Origin of the sequence: Variovorax atrisoli, assembly GCF_014195185.1 — a bacterium.
GTDB lineage: Bacteria > Pseudomonadota > Gammaproteobacteria > Burkholderiales > Burkholderiaceae_C > Variovorax > Variovorax atrisoli.
In genome coordinates, this window is record NZ_JACIBG010000003.1 from 767,976 (window position 1) to 781,833 (window position 13,858).

The window sequence follows — 13,858 nt, forward strand, 5'->3', positions numbered from 1 at the left end:
TTCAAGGCAGGTTCTCCAGGAAGTCGAGCACCGTGCGGGCAAAGGCCTCGGGCATCTGATCGGGCAGCGGCACCATGCCGCCTTCGATGTCGACGATGCGCGCCTGCGGAAGATGGTGCTGCAGTTCAGCGGCATGGGGAGCAGCGAAAGGATCGTCGGTCGCGCGCACGATCAGCACGGGCTGCGCGATGCGGCCCAGGCGCTCTTCCATGCGGTACGACGCCACTGCACGGTGCCCTTCTTCGACATGCGCGACCTTCAATGCATCGAGCACGAAGGCTTCGAGCAGTTCGGGGCGGCCGGCCGGATAGAAGCCCTGGCGCTTCTGCCAGAGCGCGGCGAGATGCGTGCCGTCTTCGCTCGGCGCGACTTCGTCGATGGGCGGACGCTGCGCTCGCGCCTTGCGAAAGGCCTCGTCGGTGTACGGCGTGGACGACAACACCATGCTGCGCACGCGCTGCGGAAACGCCGCTGCAAGCTCGAGCGCGATGACGCCGCCGGTGTGATGGCCCACCACGTCGGCCTTCTCGATGCCCAGCGCATCGAGCAGTTCGCGGGCCACGCGCGCCCATTGCTCGATGCTTGCCGGCACGCCACCATCGGCGGAGTCGCCGAAGCCGGCCGTGTCCATCGCGATGGCCCTGCGGCGCGCACCGATCAGCGGCAGCACCGCGCGGTATTCGTTCCAGCTGCGCGGCGACTGATGCAGCAGCAGCACGGCCGGTGCCGTACGGTCACCGCATGCCGCGTAATGCACCTGCCCCACCGACAGGTCGGCAAATGCACGGCGGATGGTGCTCATGACAATGTCCGGTCGGCGGGCGCGCGCCACAGGCCCGCATGCCGCAGCTCGCCTAGCGTGCGAGAGAGCACGTCGCGCCGGTAGGCCGCGACATCGCGGCCCTCGTATTCGTAGAAGCCGCTGCCGCTCTTGAGGCCGAGCCGCCCCTCTTCGACCATCTTCCCGACGATGGCCGGCGCGGTATAGCGGCCGGCGTCGAGCGACGCCGACATCTCGCGGCTCGCGTGATGCAGGATGTCGCAGCCGCCGAAGTCGATGAACTCCACCACGCCCAGTGCCGCGAAGCGCAGGCCCAGGCCGTAGCGCGTGGCCTTGTCGATTTCCTCGGCGGTGGCGGCGCCCTCCTCGATCATTCGTGCGGCCTCGTTCATCACCAGCGCCTGCAGGCGGGGGACGATGTAGCCGGGCGATGCACCGCAGACCACGGGCAGCTTGCCGATTTCTTCCATAAGCGCCTTGGTGCGTGCGAGCACTGCGGCATCGGTAGCGGGATGGCAGCTGAGCTCGACCAACGGAATCACGTACGCCGGGTTGAGCCAGTGCATGTTGAGGAAGCGCCCCGGCAGCCGCACCAGCGACGCCAGCTGCGTCACCAGGATGCTGCTGGTGGTCGAGGTGAGGATCGCGTCGTCGCGGCAATGGCGGTTGAGCTGCTCGAAGGCATCGCGCTTGGCCTCCATGGTTTCAGGCACGCCCTCGAACACGAGCTCTGCCGCAGCCAGTGCGTGCGGAGCGGCGGCGGCATCGACGAAATCGACGCGCGCAGCGATGTCGGCGATCTGCGACTCGTCGATCACGCCGAGCTGCGCGAGCCCGGAGAGGCTGGCGTCGATCTCCGCCTTCGCTTCGCCGCGCAGCCGTTGCCACGCTTCATCGGTGCGTTGGCGCAGATCGATCAGCGAGATTCGGTGGCCGGCATAGGCGAACGCGATGGCGATGCCGCGACCCATGCGCCCCGCGCCGACGGCTGCGAAGCGAGGCAGCGAGCCGGTTTCATTCGCCATCGTGGAGCCTCTGCTTGAGCTGCGCGGTGCTCAGGCCGGCGAAGCCCAGGCTCTCGAAGGTACGGGGGCCGCGCCGCAGGTCGCGCCCGAGGAAACCGCCGACGATGGCCAGCAGGCCGTGCGCGATGGGTGCATCCACGCCCGCATGGCGCGCGGCGGAGGCGAGGAAGGCGAGGCCGAGCTCGGTGTCCTCGGTGATGTAGCGGTGCGTGTGCAGGTCGATGTTCTCGCGCCAGTCTCCCGACTTGACGAGCTTCTTGTGCGCATCGCCGTACATCCAGCGGTCGTTGTTGTAGTGGTCGGCCAGCGGATAGTGCGGCGAGCCCTGCCCGAAGGCCTCGCGCACTGCGATGCGCTCCTGGTCGAGACGGTCGGTCACGTCGCGCACGGCGCGCTGCGTGCCCTCGTTGTGGATGTCCCAGCGCTCGAAGTGCTGCAGCGGCGCGGCGTTCATCACCATCAGCGGCGGGTGGATGACGGGGCCTGCGTTCATCAGCGCGCCCGAGAGCGCGTCGCCGCAGCCATGCACCGCCGGATAGGCCCTGCGGATCACCTCGATGGCCTGCGCCTCCTTGCGGGCCGGATAGACGCCGGTCGGCAGGCGGATCGCGCGGATGGTGACGTTGACCTCGCGGTCGCCGTGCTTGCGCGCCAGATAGGGCAAGGTGCCGGTTTCGGCCCAGGCGACGTCGGCACGGCTGCCGGCGTCCTTCACGGTGCGCGCCATCACGTAGCTGCCGAAGGTGCCCGGCGGCAGGAAGACGACCTGGCCATCGACCAGGTGCGGCGCCATGGCAAGAGCGATGTCGTGCTGGGCGATGGCGGGGGTCGGGATGACGATCAGCTCGACGCCTTGCATGGCGGCGCCGATGTCGGCGGTGGCGAGCGCGATGGGCACATCGCGCGAGCCGTCGGCGTCCTTCAGCGTGATCGCGCCGGCACGCAGCAGCGGCTGGAGCGCTGCGGCATCGCGGCGCCACAGGCGCACTTCATGGCCGGTTTCAGACAGGTCCGCAGCAGCCGCGTAGGCGCCATGACCACCCCCAAGAATCGCAATTTTCATGTCGAAAGTCGAAAAGCAGGTGTCGATGAACCGGCAGTCGAGAGACGACGCCGGGGAAGCGATGCGCCATTACATTACTTTTCATCGATTCAGATGTCAATCAAACTCGACGGCATCGGCGTGCTCGGAAACCCGGAACGCGTCCGAAATGAAAAAAGCCCGCGCTCGTGAGAACGCGGGCTTTCGTAATGAAGGGGGATGCGGCCCTCAGGCTGCGTTCCCCAAGGGATCAGCGGCTGGGCTTGAACGCGCGCTTCTGGGCGTCGCGGGGCACGAACACCTTGCCCGGGCCGCCATGGCCGGCGCCATTGCCGCGGGGCGCGAAGCCGCCGTCGCCGCGGCCGCCGCCGCTGTGACCATGGCCGCCGCGCGGAGCGCTGTCGCCCCAGCCCGGCTTGCGGCCGTAGCCGCCACCGTTGCCACCTTCGTCACGGCCGCCGCCGAAGCCGGCGTTCTGGCCCTGATAGCCGCCGCGCGGACCCGATGCGCCCGGGCCGCGCGAGTTGCGGTCGTTGAAGCCGCTGGCGCCGGCGTAGCCGCCGCCATTGCCGCCACGGTAGCCGCCGCTACCGCCACCACCGAACTTGCGATCGCGCGATTGGCCTTCACGGCCGCGGCCGCCGAAGTCGGGGCGCGATTGGGGCATGCGCTGCTGCGGCTCCATGCCCGGAATCACCTCGGCCTTGAACTGCTGGCGGCTGTAGTGCTCGATGTCCATGATCCGGCGGCGATCGCGGAACTCCGCGAAGGTGACGGCGATGCCGTCGCGGCCCGCACGGCCGGTGCGGCCGATACGGTGGGTGTAGTCCTCCGCCTTCATCGGCAGGCCGAAGTTGAAGACGTGGGTGATGGTCGGCACGTCGATGCCGCGCGCGGCCACGTCGGTCGCAACCAGGATCTGCACCTGGCCGTTGCGCAGCGCCATCAGGCGGCGGTTGCGCAGGCCCTGGCTCAGGGCGCCGTGCAGCGCGACGGCGCTGAAGCCGTCCTGCTGCAGGTCGTTGGCGAGGCCATCGCACTCGACCTGCGTGCTGGCGAACACGATGGCCTGGTTGATGCTGGTATCGCGCAGCCAGTGGTCGAGCAGCTTGCGCTTGTGCTGGGCGTTGTCGGCCCAGAACAGAACCTGCTTGATGTTGGCGTGCTTTTCCTGCGGGCTGTCGATGGTCACGCGCTGCGGCTCGCGCATCACGCGGGCAGCCAGCTGCTGGATGCGCGGCGCGAAGGTGGCGCTGAACATCATGGTCTGCTGGCGCTCGATGGTCAGCTGGTTGATCTCGGCGAGGTCGTCGGCAAAGCCCAGGTCGAGCATGCGGTCGGCTTCGTCGACCACCAGGAACTTGACCTGGTCGAGCTTGATCTGCATCGAGCGCTGCAGGTCGAGCAGGCGGCCCGGCGTGGCGACCACCAGGTCGGCGTTCTGCAGGCGGGCGATCTGGAGCTGGTAGGGCATGCCGCCCACCACGTTCGCAATGCGCAGGCCGCGGCAGTGACGAACCAGCTCGATGGCGTCGTGCGCGACCTGTTGCGCGAGTTCGCGCGTGGGGCACAGCACCAGGGCGCCGGGCGTGGCCGCCTTGAAATGGCGGGCGTTGGTCGGATCCTTGCGCTTCGGCTTCTTGGGAGGAGCTTCGCCGCGGGCGGCGGCTTCCTCGGCCAGGCGCTGGAACTCGGCCCTGGCAGCAGCCTCGGCTTCTGCCTGGCGCTTGATGAGGGTGTGCAGCACGGGCAGCAGGAAGGCCGCGGTCTTGCCCGAGCCGGTCTGGCTGGAGACCATCAGGTCGACGAATCGCGTCGACTTGGCTGCGCCGTCCTGGTCGCCCATGGCGATGGGAACGACCTTTTCCTGCACGGCGGTGGGCTGGGTAAAGCCCATGTCGGCCACGGCGGCGATCAGTTCGGGCGCGAGGCCCAGCTTGATGAAGCCGTTGGGAGCAGCGGGCTCCTCGGCGGCGGCAGCCTCGGGGGCAGCGGCGTCCAGCGCCTCGAGGATGGGCGCCTCGGACACGGTGTCCGCGGCGGCGGTGAATTCGTTGTGGGTAGCGGATTGCACAGGCGCGAACTCGCCCTGCGCTTCAAAAGCGTCGGTCATGAATTTCAATCTCAAACGCGAGCGCCGCCGTGGACGGCGCCCCGTTGGGTGGTTAAAAACATCAACCATCCAACGACATTCAACTCCGGGCGGGTACCCGAGGCTGCGGCCCTTTTTGATCAGCAAAAGCTGCGATCGGGCGCGGTGTGCAAGATAGGGAGATGCGAGAAACGCTCACCGGGCTCAAATTTGCCTGCCCGGCCAGCGAAGCCTGCGATTATGGCACGGATCCGGGTTTTTACCTAATTCCGTGCCCCGTTCAATCTGCCGGGCGCAGGAAGGTCTCTCGGTAGTGCGCCAGTTCCTCGATGGATTCGTGCACGTCCGCCAGCGCGGTGTGCGCCTGCTGCTTCTTGAAGGCGTTGTAGGCCGCCGGCTTCCAGCGCTTGGCCAGTTCCTTCAGCGTGCTCACGTCGAGGTTGCGGTAGTGGAAGTACGCCTCGAGCTTGGGCATGTACTTGACGAGGAACCGCCGGTCCTGCCCGATGGTGTTGCCGCACATCGGCGAGCCGCTGCGGGGAACGTACCTGGCGATGAATTCCAGCAGTTGCTGCTCGGCGGCGGCCTCGTCGAGGGTGGAGGCCTTGACCTTGTCGATCAGCCCGCTGCGGCCGTGGGTGCCCTTGTTCCAGGCGTCCATGCCGTCGAGCACGGCGTCGCTCTGGTGGATGACGAGCACGGGGCCGTCGATGCGGGGCGTGAGGTCGGGGCCGGTCACGACCACGGCGATTTCGAGCAGGCGCTCTTTCTCGGGGTCCAGACCGCTCATTTCGCAGTCCAGCCAGACAAGGTTCTGGTCGCTTTTCTTCAGGGTGGGCGTGGCCTCGGAGGGCGTCGGGTCAAGGGATTCGGGCATCGCAGGATTGTCGTCGAAGGGCTGCGGCACCGGATAGCGAGGGCTAAACTCGCCGATCCATGTCCTATTCGCTCATCTTCACCATCGCCTTCGCGGCTGCGATCGTCGCTGGCCTGCTCGTGAAGTTCTGGCTGGCCACGCGGCAGATTCGCCACGTGGCGCAGCACCGCGGCACCGTCCCTCCCGCTTTCGCCCAGACCATCACCCTCGCCGCCCACCAGAAGGCGGCCGACTACACCATCGCCAAGGCGCGTTTCGGCCTCGTCGAAATGGCGTGGAGCGCGGCGCTGCTGCTCGGGTGGACCCTGCTGGGCGGCCTCGACCTGCTCAACAAGCTGCTGCTGGGCTGGATCGGCGGCGGCATGGTGCAGCAGCTGGTGCTGCTGGCAGCCTTCGCGGCCATCGGCGGACTGCTCGAGCTGCCCTTCACGCTCTGGCAGACCTTCAGGCTCGAGGAGCGTTTCGGCTTCAACAAGATGACCTGGAAGCTCTGGCTGGCCGACACGCTCAAGTCCTCGCTCCTGGGCGCGGTGATCGGACTGCCCATCGCCGCGCTGATCCTCTGGCTCATGGGCGCGGCCGGCCGGTTCTGGTGGCTCTGGGCCTGGGGCGCGTGGATGGGCTTCAACCTGCTGCTGATGCTGATCTACCCGACCTTCATCGCACCGCTGTTCAACAAGTTCCAGCCGCTGGACGACCCCACGCTCAAGGAGCGCGTGACGGCCCTCATGAAGCGCTGCGGCTTCGCGGCCAAGGGCCTCTTCGTGATGGACGGCAGCACGCGCAGCGCCCATGCCAACGCCTACTTCACCGGCTTCGGCGCCAGCAAGCGCGTGGTGTTCTACGACACGCTGCTGCGCCAACTCAATGCCGGCGAGGTCGAGGCGGTGCTCGCGCACGAACTCGGCCACTTCAAGCATCGCCACATCGTGAAGCGGCTGGTCGCGATGTTCGCTCTGAGCCTGGCCGGCTTCGCGCTGCTGGGCTGGGTGTCGACGCAGGTCTGGTTCTATGCGGGCCTGGGCGTGCAGCCCAACATGGCGGCACCCAACAGCGCGCTGGCACTGCTGCTTTTCATGCTGGCCGTGCCGGTGTTCGGCTTCTTCGTCGCGCCCTTGCCGGCGCAGCTCTCGCGCAAGCACGAGTTCGAGGCCGACGCCTACGCGGTGGCCCAGACCAGCGGCGCCGACCTGTCGGCCGCGCTGCTCAAGCTCTACCAGGACAACGCATCGACGCTCACGCCCGACCCGGTGTTCGTCAAGTTCTACTATTCGCATCCCCCGGCTTCCGAGCGCCTCGCGCGCATGGCAGCCCCGGCCTGACCCGGCCGGCCCCTCACCCGCAGAAGCCCATCATGAGCAGCATGTTCAAGCCCAAGGACTGGAAGAACCTCCCTCCCCGCAAGGCGCTGAGCGCCACCGAGATCGTGTCCGCCCTGGCGCGCCTCGACGGCTGGAAGCTCACGGGCGACGGCGCTGATGTCGCCATCGAGAAGACCTTCAGCTTCGCCAACTACTTCGAGACCATCGCCTTCGTGAATGCGCTGGCCTTCGTGGCGCACACGCAAGACCACCATCCCGACCTGTCGGTGCACTACAACCGCTGCGTCGTGCGCTTCAACACGCACGACGTGGGCGGCCTGTCGGCCACCGACTTCGACTGCGCCCGCCAGGCCGACGCGCTGGTCGGCGCCGCGCCCGCCGCCTGATGGAGGAACGCGTCCTTGGCTAAGCCCGGCCGCGCCGCGCCCGCAGCAGCAGCTGCTGCGAAGGCCCTCCACGAAGGCCTCGTCGTCGCCAGCCACGGGCGCCACTGCCTGGTCGAAACGCCCTCCGGCGAGCGGCTGATCTGCCACCCGCGCGGCAAGAAGAGCCAGGCCGTGGTCGGCGACCGCGTGCACTGGCAGGCCAGCGAGGACGAGGGCACCATCGAGCAGGTGCTGCCGCGGCGCAACCTCTTCTATCGCCAGGACGAGATCCGCACCAAGTCCTTCGCGGCCAATCTCGACCATGTGCTGATCCTGATAGCGGCCGAGCCGGAGTTCTCCGAACACCAGCTGGCCCGCGCGCTGATCGCCGCCGAAGCCGAGCGCATCGCGCCGATCATCGCGCTCAACAAGAGCGACCTGGTCGAACCCTTCGAGCGCGCATGGGCCAGGCTCGCGCCCTATCGACGCATGCACCACGGTGTGCTGCCGCTGTCGCTGAAGGCCTCGGCCGAGGCGGACCACGGCTCGCTGATGAAGCTGCTCGCAGGCAAGTCCACCCTGGTGCTGGGCCCCTCGGGCTCCGGCAAGAGCACGCTGACCAACCTGCTGGTGCCCGGCGCTGCTGTGCTGACGCAGGAGATCTCGCAAGCCCTCAACTCGGGCAAGCACACGACCACCAGCACCACCTGGTACTGGATCGACGAGGCCCGCACCACCGGCCTGATCGACTCGCCGGGTTTCCAGGAATTCGGCCTGAACCACATCGCGCCGATGCAGCTGGCCAGCCTCATGCCCGACATCGCCGAGCATGCCGGCGACTGCAAGTTCTACAACTGCACGCACCTGCACGAGCCGGGTTGCGGCGTGATCGCGAACGTGGAGACCGCCGATGCGCCAGGCGCCATCAGCGCGAGCCGCTACCGGATCTACGGCGAGCTGTTCGAAGAGCTCAGCCAGAAGCGCTACTGAGCGCAGCCGGCCACAGGCTCAGCCGAGCCAGACCCGGTAGGACTGCCAGGTCGGGTCGAAGACAAGCTCCATCGTCGTCGCCAGTTCCATGTCGTCCTGCAACGATTGGGCCTGCGTGATCGCGCTGTCCGGATCGGCCACCTGGAAGTGGATGGTGCGCACGCCCTCCTCCAGCACCACGTGCGTGCAGCAGCCCGCCTCATGGACCTGCAGCCGCGCCGTCAGCCGGTCTTCGTAGGCGCGGGCCTCTTCCAGCTCCTCGCCCGATTCGACCGGAACCGCCACGGACAGTCGATGGCACAGGTCGGCGCGGCCCACCAGCGCGGTCGCCGAGTCGTTGCGCATGACGACCATCTCGATCTCGCCGCCGTCCTCCGAGGTGCGCGTCGCGCTCAAGCCCGACCAGGCATGCTCACCCGGGGCGAACACACCCGTGTGGCCGAGCTCTTCGCGCCAGCAGGCGTCGAACAGGGGCACGAAATCGTCGAGCGGCACGCCCTTGAAATCGGCCTGCGCGTCCGGCTCGACGTAGTCGACCGCGCCGACCTTCACCGCGAAGTCGTACTCGCCGAGGATGTGGTCGAGCATGATCAGGCTCATGTGACGGGCATGGTCGCGCATGTCCATCGGAATGGGCTTGGAGAAGCCGATCTCCAGCGCCACCCGACCCCGATAGGGCTCGTGCCTGACCAGCACCTCGGAGCTCGCCAGCTCGAAGTTGTTCATGCGCATGCCGAAGCCGTCGCTCGCGCGCTGCCGGAAGGCCTCCACCTCGACCTGCGGCAGCCTGGGACGGGACCGCACCAGAGTCATCAGATCCTCGAAGTCGTCCACCGACCCGTGCGCGGTCAGCACGAGCTTGAACGCGGGCGGATCGCCGGCAACCTCGGCGGCCAGCCTCGGGAAGTGCGGCTCCAGCAGCTGGTTCAGGCCCTCCATCAGCTCGCGGGCGGGCAAGGCCCGCAGGCTCTCGAGCCGGGCGCTGACGGCATTCCAGAACGCCGCGCACGCCTCGGCGCGCGGGTCCGAGGCTTCGATCGGCATAGGCTGGGCGTCTTTCATGGAGTCGATTCGAGGATGTCCTGCAGTCGCTGCACGAGCACGCTGCATTGCTCCCGCGTGCCGATGCTGATGCGCAGGTACTGCGCGATGCGCGGCTGCCTGAAGTGACGCACCAGCACCGCGCGCTCGCGCAGCAACGCAGCCAGCTCGGCCGCATCGCGCTTCGGGTGGCGCGCGAAGACGAAGTTGGTCTGCGAGGGCAGCACCTCGAAGCCCAGGTCCTCGAGCTGCAGCGTGAGGCCCTCGCGCGTGTCGACGATCCGGGCGCAGGCGTCGCGGAACCAGGCTTCGTCTTCGAATGCGGCGATCGCGCCCGCCGAGGCGAGACGATCGAGCGGGTACGAATTGAAGCTGTCCTTGACGCGGACCAGCGCGTCGATCAGATGCGCCTGGCCGCAGGCGAAGCCCACGCGCAAGCCGGCCAGGGCGCGCGACTTCGAGAGGGTCTGGACCACGAGCAGGTTGGGATACCTGCCGATCAGCGGCAGCGCGCTCTCGCCGCCGAAATCGACATAGGCCTCGTCGACGAGCACGACACGGTCGGGGCAGGCCTCGAGCAGCTGCTCGATGCGCGACAGCGGCAGGCCGATGCCGGTCGGCGCGTTCGGATTGGCGATGACGATGCCTGCGCAACCCTGGCGCGCACGGGCGGCAAGGGCATAGACGTCGATGCGCAGGCCCGCGTCCACCGGCTGCTGCTCGCAGGCAATGCCGTAGAGCTGCGCATAGACCTTGTAGAAGCTGTAGCTCACGTCCGGCATCAGCAGCGGCTCGGACTGCTGGAAGAACGCGAAGAAGGCGTGCGCGAGCACTTCGTCTGAACCGTTGCCGGCGAACACCTCGCCGGGCTGCAGGCCGTGCCGGCGGGCGACGGCCTCGCGCAGCGCTAGCGAAGTGGGGTCCGGGTAGCGCTCCAGGCCTTCTTCGGCGGCACGGCGGATGGCCTCCACAGCGATCGACGACGGCGGATACGGGTTCTCGTTGGTGTTGAGCTTGACGAGGTTCGCGATACGCGGCTGCTCGCCGGGCACGTACGGCTCGAGCGCGGCGATCCGCGGGCTCCAGAAGGACGGCACGGGTTGCTGCGGCTGTTGTTGCTGGGTCATGGCTTCGAACCTTTGCTCAGCCGAGCAGGCGAGCCAAGGTCAGCAAGGCCAGCAGCACCATCCACATCACGACCGAGCGCCAGACCAGGCCGACGACGCTGCGCAGGTGGGCCGGCTCGGGCTCGCGGCCCGGCGTGCTGCCGCTGTCGGTGCGGCGGCCATCGGCCAGCGATTCGCCGGCCTGGGCGCGCGGCAGCGGATCGGCGACCGGGATCGGGCGCAGCGAGCCGCCGCCCAAGCGCACGTTCACCGCACCGGAGGTGGCCGCAAGGATCACGCCGTCGTTCTCGTTGGGAAAGCGCTGCGCGTCGTTGCGCCAGCAGTCGATCGCCTCCTCGAAGCTGCCGACCACCGCGAAGCCCAGCGCGGTGATGCGCGCGGGCAGCCAGTCGATCGCATGCCAGGCGCGCTCCGCGGCCTCCTGCACCGAGGCGCTGGAAGGCTGCACCGCGGCGCCGTTCTTGTGAGCCCAGTAGCGCGAGACGAACTCGCTCATGCGGTAGAACACCGCGCCTGCCGGGCCCAGGCCGATGGCTGCGACGATCGAGAACCATGCAAGCACGCCGAACACGTGGCGGTGCGCCGCGATCACGGAATGCTCGATGACGTGGCGCACGATCTCGCTGCGCGGCAGGTCCGCCGCGTCGACGCCCTGCCAGTGCGCGAGCAGGGAGCGCGCCAGCGGCTGGTCGCCTTCCTCGAGCGCGTCGCGGATGTCGGTGAAGTGGTGGCTGAACTGCCTGAAGCCCAGCGTGACGTAGAGCACCGCGATGCTCCAGAGCACCGCGAAGGGCAGGCCCAGCGTGAGCACCAGCAGCCAGTGGACGCCCAGCGCGCCCAGCGTGGGCACGAACACGGCGAGCCCCCAGGCGATCCATCCGTGATGCGGCTTGCCCGCGTCGAAGTTGCGGCTGGTCCAGCGTGTCCACGCAAGCACCGCGCCGTACACGGGGTTGTGCGGGCCCAAAGGCCGCACCTGCTCGATCAGCAGCGCGCACAGGATGGCGAAAAAGCTCATCCTTCGATGATAGCGAGAGCGCCCGAAGGTTCAGCCCGCGTTCAGGCCCGCTCAGGCCGCGAGGAAGCGATAGAGGTTGCGCAGCATGCCCGCAGTGGCACCCCACACGAAGCGCTCGGCCGCGCCGTCCTGGTAGGGCATCGAATACCACTGGCGCCGGGTGCCGTCGGGCGCGGGCACCGTGTGATGGCGGTGATTCGCCGGATCCATCAGCCAGGCAAGCGGCACCTCGAAGGCTTCGGCCACTTCGTACGGGTTGATGGTGAGCTCGAAATCGGGCTGCACCAGCGCGACCACCGGCGTGACGATGAACGAGGTCACGGTCGTGTACGTCGGCAGGCTGCCCAGCACCTCTATGTACCGGGCGGAGAGGCCCACTTCTTCCCAGGCCTCGCGCAGGGCGGCGGCAGCGATGTTGGCATCCTCGGGATCGACTCGGCCGCCGGGAAATGCAACCTGCCCCGAGTGCGTCGACAGGTTCGAGGTCCGCTCGGTCAGCAGCACGGTCGCGCCCTCGGCTCGCTGCACGATCGGCACCAGCACCGCAGCCTGCGCGGGAACGCGGTCGGTCGTGCGCGCATCGCGGCGCACTTCGGGCGTCCAGATGGGCGGGGTGGCGAAACGTGCCCGCAACGCCTGCGCCGTCAGCTGCTCGGCGGCCACCGCCGGCAGGCCCTGGACCTCCCCGCCCACGAACGGCACCGTTCGCGGGTCGAATTGCATCAGCGCGGGCGGCGCCACGGCGTTGACGATTTCGGCTGAAGCGGTCTGTTGGGAAGGGGATGAGGTGGTCAAGAGCGGAAAGGTACCGAAGTCGGGTGGTCGGGACTGGATGGGAGTAGAGCGGAAAAAGGAGAACTTGTCGTCAAGCAGGGGCAACAACGCAAAAAGCCGCCAGAGCGGCGGCTTTTCTTGCACGACAGGAGACGGCGCTTAAGCGGCCGTCGCAGCCGTCGACTTGCTCGGCAGCTTTTCCTTGATGCGTGCCGAACGGCCGCTGCGGTCGCGCAGGTAGTACAGCTTGGCGCGGCGCACGTCGCCACGGCGCTTGACTTCGATGCCGGCGATCAGCGGGCTGTAGGTCTGGAAGGTACGTTCCACGCCTTCGCCGCTGGAGATCTTGCGAACGGTGAAGCCGCTGTTGAGGCCACGGTTGCGCTTGGCGATCACGACGCCTTCGTAGGCCTGCACGCGCTTGCGGGTGCCTTCGACGACGTTCACGCTGACGATGACCGTGTCACCGGGCATGAATTCGGGGATGGTCTTGCCGAGACGGGCGATTTCTTCCTGCTCGAGGGTCTGGATGAGGTTCATGATTTCCTGATATTCGATCTTGTCGGGCTGCACAAAAGGCGCCTTTGGCTTTCACGGGAAGACCGCGAAAAGACCGGGCGCGGCCGGACAGAGGATCGGGGAGCCAAGGATTATAGCTTTTTTTTCAGCACGGCCTCATCGGCCTTGCCCAGGCGCCCCGCCGCACGGGCTGCCTCGATCAACCCGGGGCGCCGCTCGGCCGTGATCGCCAGGCGCTGATCGCGCCGCCAGCGCTCGATCTGCGCGTGATGGCCCGAGAGCAGCGGCGCCGGAACGCCCTGCCCGTTCCATTGCTCCGGCCGCGTGTAGTGCGGGCAGTCGAGCAGGCCGTCGAGGGCCGGATTGAAGCTATCCTGCACGTGGCTGGCCTCGTCCCCGAGCACGCCCGGCTGAAGGCGCGCCACGGCGTCGAGCAGCGCCATGGCCGCGACCTCGCCGCCGGAGAGCACGAAGTCTCCGAGGCTGATCTGGTGGGTGACGCGCGCATCGATGAAACGCTGGTCGATGCCCTCGTAGCGGCCGCAGACCAGCACGGCGCCTTCGCTGCCCGACCAGCGCTCGACCACCTCGTGCCGCAGCACCTCGCCGATGGGGGAAAACAGGATGACCGGCGCATCGGCACCTCGCGCGGCCAGCGCCGCGTCGAGGCAGTCGGACAGAGGCTCGGCCATCATGACCATGCCGGGACCGCCGCCGAAGGGCCTGTCATCCACGCGCTTGTAGTTGCCCTGCGCGAAGTCGCGCGGATTCCAAAGCACTACCTCGACCTGCTTCGACTCGTAGGCGCGTCGGGTCACGCCGCTGGCCATGAAGGGCGCGAACAGTTCGGGAAAGAGCGTGAGGACGTCGAAGCGCATGCGCCGC

The 13,858-nt window shown here is 68.0% G+C and carries 15 protein-coding genes; 4 read left to right on the plus strand and 11 right to left on the minus strand.

Translation table 11 applies throughout. The features are described from left to right. Position 1: 1 nt before the first annotated feature. Genes FHY06_RS14850 through FHY06_RS14860 form a run of 3 tightly spaced genes read right to left on the minus strand, consistent with a single transcriptional unit; the run spans position 2 to position 2,869 of the window. Positions 2 to 802 (minus strand): alpha/beta fold hydrolase, encoded by an 801-nt coding sequence (locus FHY06_RS14850; RefSeq protein ID WP_184605623.1) that lies wholly within the window; start codon positions 800 to 802, stop codon positions 2 to 4. Continuing rightward, positions 799 to 1,806: a 3-hydroxybutyryl-CoA dehydrogenase gene (locus tag FHY06_RS14855; protein WP_184605624.1), complete on the minus strand. Its 1,008-nt coding sequence runs from the start codon at positions 1,804 to 1,806 to the stop codon at positions 799 to 801. Before FHY06_RS14855 ends, FHY06_RS14850 begins: the two co-directional genes overlap by 4 nt. Continuing rightward, positions 1,796 to 2,869: an NAD/NADP-dependent octopine/nopaline dehydrogenase family protein gene (locus FHY06_RS14860; protein ID WP_184605625.1), complete on the minus strand. Its 1,074-nt coding sequence runs from the start codon at positions 2,867 to 2,869 to the stop codon at positions 1,796 to 1,798. The genes FHY06_RS14855 and FHY06_RS14860 overlap by 11 nt, the downstream gene beginning before the upstream one ends. On the opposite strand from FHY06_RS14860, the gene FHY06_RS14865 reads away from it, so the two are divergent. After that, positions 2,840 to 3,040, plus strand: a complete 201-nt coding sequence (locus FHY06_RS14865) for a hypothetical protein (protein ID WP_184605626.1) — start codon at positions 2,840 to 2,842, stop codon at positions 3,038 to 3,040. The genes FHY06_RS14860 and FHY06_RS14865 overlap by 30 nt on opposite strands. Before the next feature lie 58 nt (positions 3,041 to 3,098). Here the strand turns inward: FHY06_RS14865 and FHY06_RS14870 are convergent, their stop codons facing one another. Further along, positions 3,099 to 4,961, minus strand: coding sequence for a DEAD/DEAH box helicase (locus FHY06_RS14870; RefSeq protein ID WP_132797248.1), 1,863 nt, complete (start codon positions 4,959 to 4,961; stop codon positions 3,099 to 3,101). 259 nt (positions 4,962 to 5,220) lie between these two features. Next, entirely contained in the window at positions 5,221 to 5,817 is a 597-nt protein-coding gene (orn, locus tag FHY06_RS14875; RefSeq protein WP_184605627.1) for an oligoribonuclease, read from the minus strand. A gap of 59 nt (positions 5,818 to 5,876) precedes the next feature. Between orn and FHY06_RS14880 the strand changes: the two genes are divergently transcribed. The 3 genes from FHY06_RS14880 to rsgA are packed head-to-tail and all read left to right on the plus strand — an operon-like array spanning position 5,877 to position 8,494. Further along, entirely contained in the window at positions 5,877 to 7,139 is a 1,263-nt protein-coding gene (locus tag FHY06_RS14880) for a M48 family metallopeptidase (protein WP_145760413.1), read from the plus strand. 32 nt (positions 7,140 to 7,171) lie between these two features. Further along, complete coding sequence (locus FHY06_RS14885; protein ID WP_019654652.1) at positions 7,172 to 7,525, plus strand: 4a-hydroxytetrahydrobiopterin dehydratase; 354 nt, start codon at positions 7,172 to 7,174, stop codon at positions 7,523 to 7,525. Between the two features lie 15 nt (positions 7,526 to 7,540). Next, positions 7,541 to 8,494: a ribosome small subunit-dependent GTPase A gene (rsgA, locus tag FHY06_RS14890; RefSeq protein WP_184605628.1), complete on the plus strand. Its 954-nt coding sequence runs from the start codon at positions 7,541 to 7,543 to the stop codon at positions 8,492 to 8,494. 18 nt (positions 8,495 to 8,512) lie between these two features. Here the strand turns inward: rsgA and FHY06_RS14895 are convergent, their stop codons facing one another. From FHY06_RS14895 to trmD, 6 genes are all read right to left on the minus strand, one after another. Beyond that, positions 8,513 to 9,556 (minus strand): hypothetical protein, encoded by a 1,044-nt coding sequence (locus tag FHY06_RS14895; protein WP_240650123.1) that lies wholly within the window; start codon positions 9,554 to 9,556, stop codon positions 8,513 to 8,515. Continuing rightward, complete coding sequence (hisC, locus tag FHY06_RS14900; protein ID WP_184605629.1) at positions 9,553 to 10,662, minus strand: histidinol-phosphate transaminase; 1,110 nt, start codon at positions 10,660 to 10,662, stop codon at positions 9,553 to 9,555. The genes FHY06_RS14895 and hisC overlap by 4 nt, the downstream gene beginning before the upstream one ends. A gap of 16 nt (positions 10,663 to 10,678) precedes the next feature. After that, positions 10,679 to 11,680, minus strand: a complete 1,002-nt coding sequence (locus FHY06_RS14905) for a CobD/CbiB family protein (RefSeq protein ID WP_019654648.1) — start codon at positions 11,678 to 11,680, stop codon at positions 10,679 to 10,681. Positions 11,681 to 11,731: 51 nt separating this feature from the next. Further along, positions 11,732 to 12,475, minus strand: coding sequence for a CoA pyrophosphatase (locus FHY06_RS14910; RefSeq protein ID WP_019654647.1), 744 nt, complete (start codon positions 12,473 to 12,475; stop codon positions 11,732 to 11,734). A gap of 138 nt (positions 12,476 to 12,613) precedes the next feature. Beyond that, the gene (gene rplS / locus FHY06_RS14915; RefSeq protein WP_026346370.1) at positions 12,614 to 12,994 is read right to left on the minus strand and encodes a 50S ribosomal protein L19; all 381 of its coding nucleotides are present in this window, start codon (positions 12,992 to 12,994) and stop codon (positions 12,614 to 12,616) included. A 110-nt stretch (positions 12,995 to 13,104) separates the two neighbouring features. After that, positions 13,105 to 13,851 carry a tRNA (guanosine(37)-N1)-methyltransferase TrmD gene (gene trmD / locus FHY06_RS14920; RefSeq protein WP_184605630.1) on the minus strand — a complete coding sequence of 249 codons (747 nt, stop codon included), beginning with the start codon at positions 13,849 to 13,851 and terminating at the stop codon, positions 13,105 to 13,107. Positions 13,852 to 13,858 lie beyond the last annotated feature (7 nt).

Excerpts from the sequence above, each read along its gene's own strand:
- FHY06_RS14865 (WP_184605626.1), top strand. The coding sequence starts at position 2,840 with ATGACCACCCCCAAGAATCGCAATTTTCATGTCGAAAGTCGAAAAGCA.
- FHY06_RS14885 (WP_019654652.1), top strand. The coding sequence starts at position 7,172 with ATGAGCAGCATGTTCAAGCCCAAGGACTGGAAGAACCTCCCTCCCCGC.
- trmD (WP_184605630.1), bottom strand. The coding sequence starts at position 13,851 with ATGCGCTTCGACGTCCTCACGCTCTTTCCCGAACTGTTCGCGCCCTTC.
- orn (WP_184605627.1), bottom strand. The coding sequence starts at position 5,817 with ATGCCCGAATCCCTTGACCCGACGCCCTCCGAGGCCACGCCCACCCTG.
- FHY06_RS14880 (WP_145760413.1), top strand. The coding sequence starts at position 5,877 with ATGTCCTATTCGCTCATCTTCACCATCGCCTTCGCGGCTGCGATCGTC.
- FHY06_RS14905 (WP_019654648.1), bottom strand. The coding sequence starts at position 11,680 with ATGAGCTTTTTCGCCATCCTGTGCGCGCTGCTGATCGAGCAGGTGCGG.
- FHY06_RS14895 (WP_240650123.1), bottom strand. The coding sequence starts at position 9,556 with ATGAAAGACGCCCAGCCTATGCCGATCGAAGCCTCGGACCCGCGCGCC.
- FHY06_RS14850 (WP_184605623.1), bottom strand. The coding sequence starts at position 802 with ATGAGCACCATCCGCCGTGCATTTGCCGACCTGTCGGTGGGGCAGGTG.
- hisC (WP_184605629.1), bottom strand. The coding sequence starts at position 10,662 with ATGACCCAGCAACAACAGCCGCAGCAACCCGTGCCGTCCTTCTGGAGC.
- rplS (WP_026346370.1), bottom strand. The coding sequence starts at position 12,994 with ATGAACCTCATCCAGACCCTCGAGCAGGAAGAAATCGCCCGTCTCGGC.
- FHY06_RS14855 (WP_184605624.1), bottom strand. The coding sequence starts at position 1,806 with ATGGCGAATGAAACCGGCTCGCTGCCTCGCTTCGCAGCCGTCGGCGCG.
- FHY06_RS14860 (WP_184605625.1), bottom strand. The coding sequence starts at position 2,869 with ATGAAAATTGCGATTCTTGGGGGTGGTCATGGCGCCTACGCGGCTGCT.
- FHY06_RS14870 (WP_132797248.1), bottom strand. The coding sequence starts at position 4,961 with ATGACCGACGCTTTTGAAGCGCAGGGCGAGTTCGCGCCTGTGCAATCC.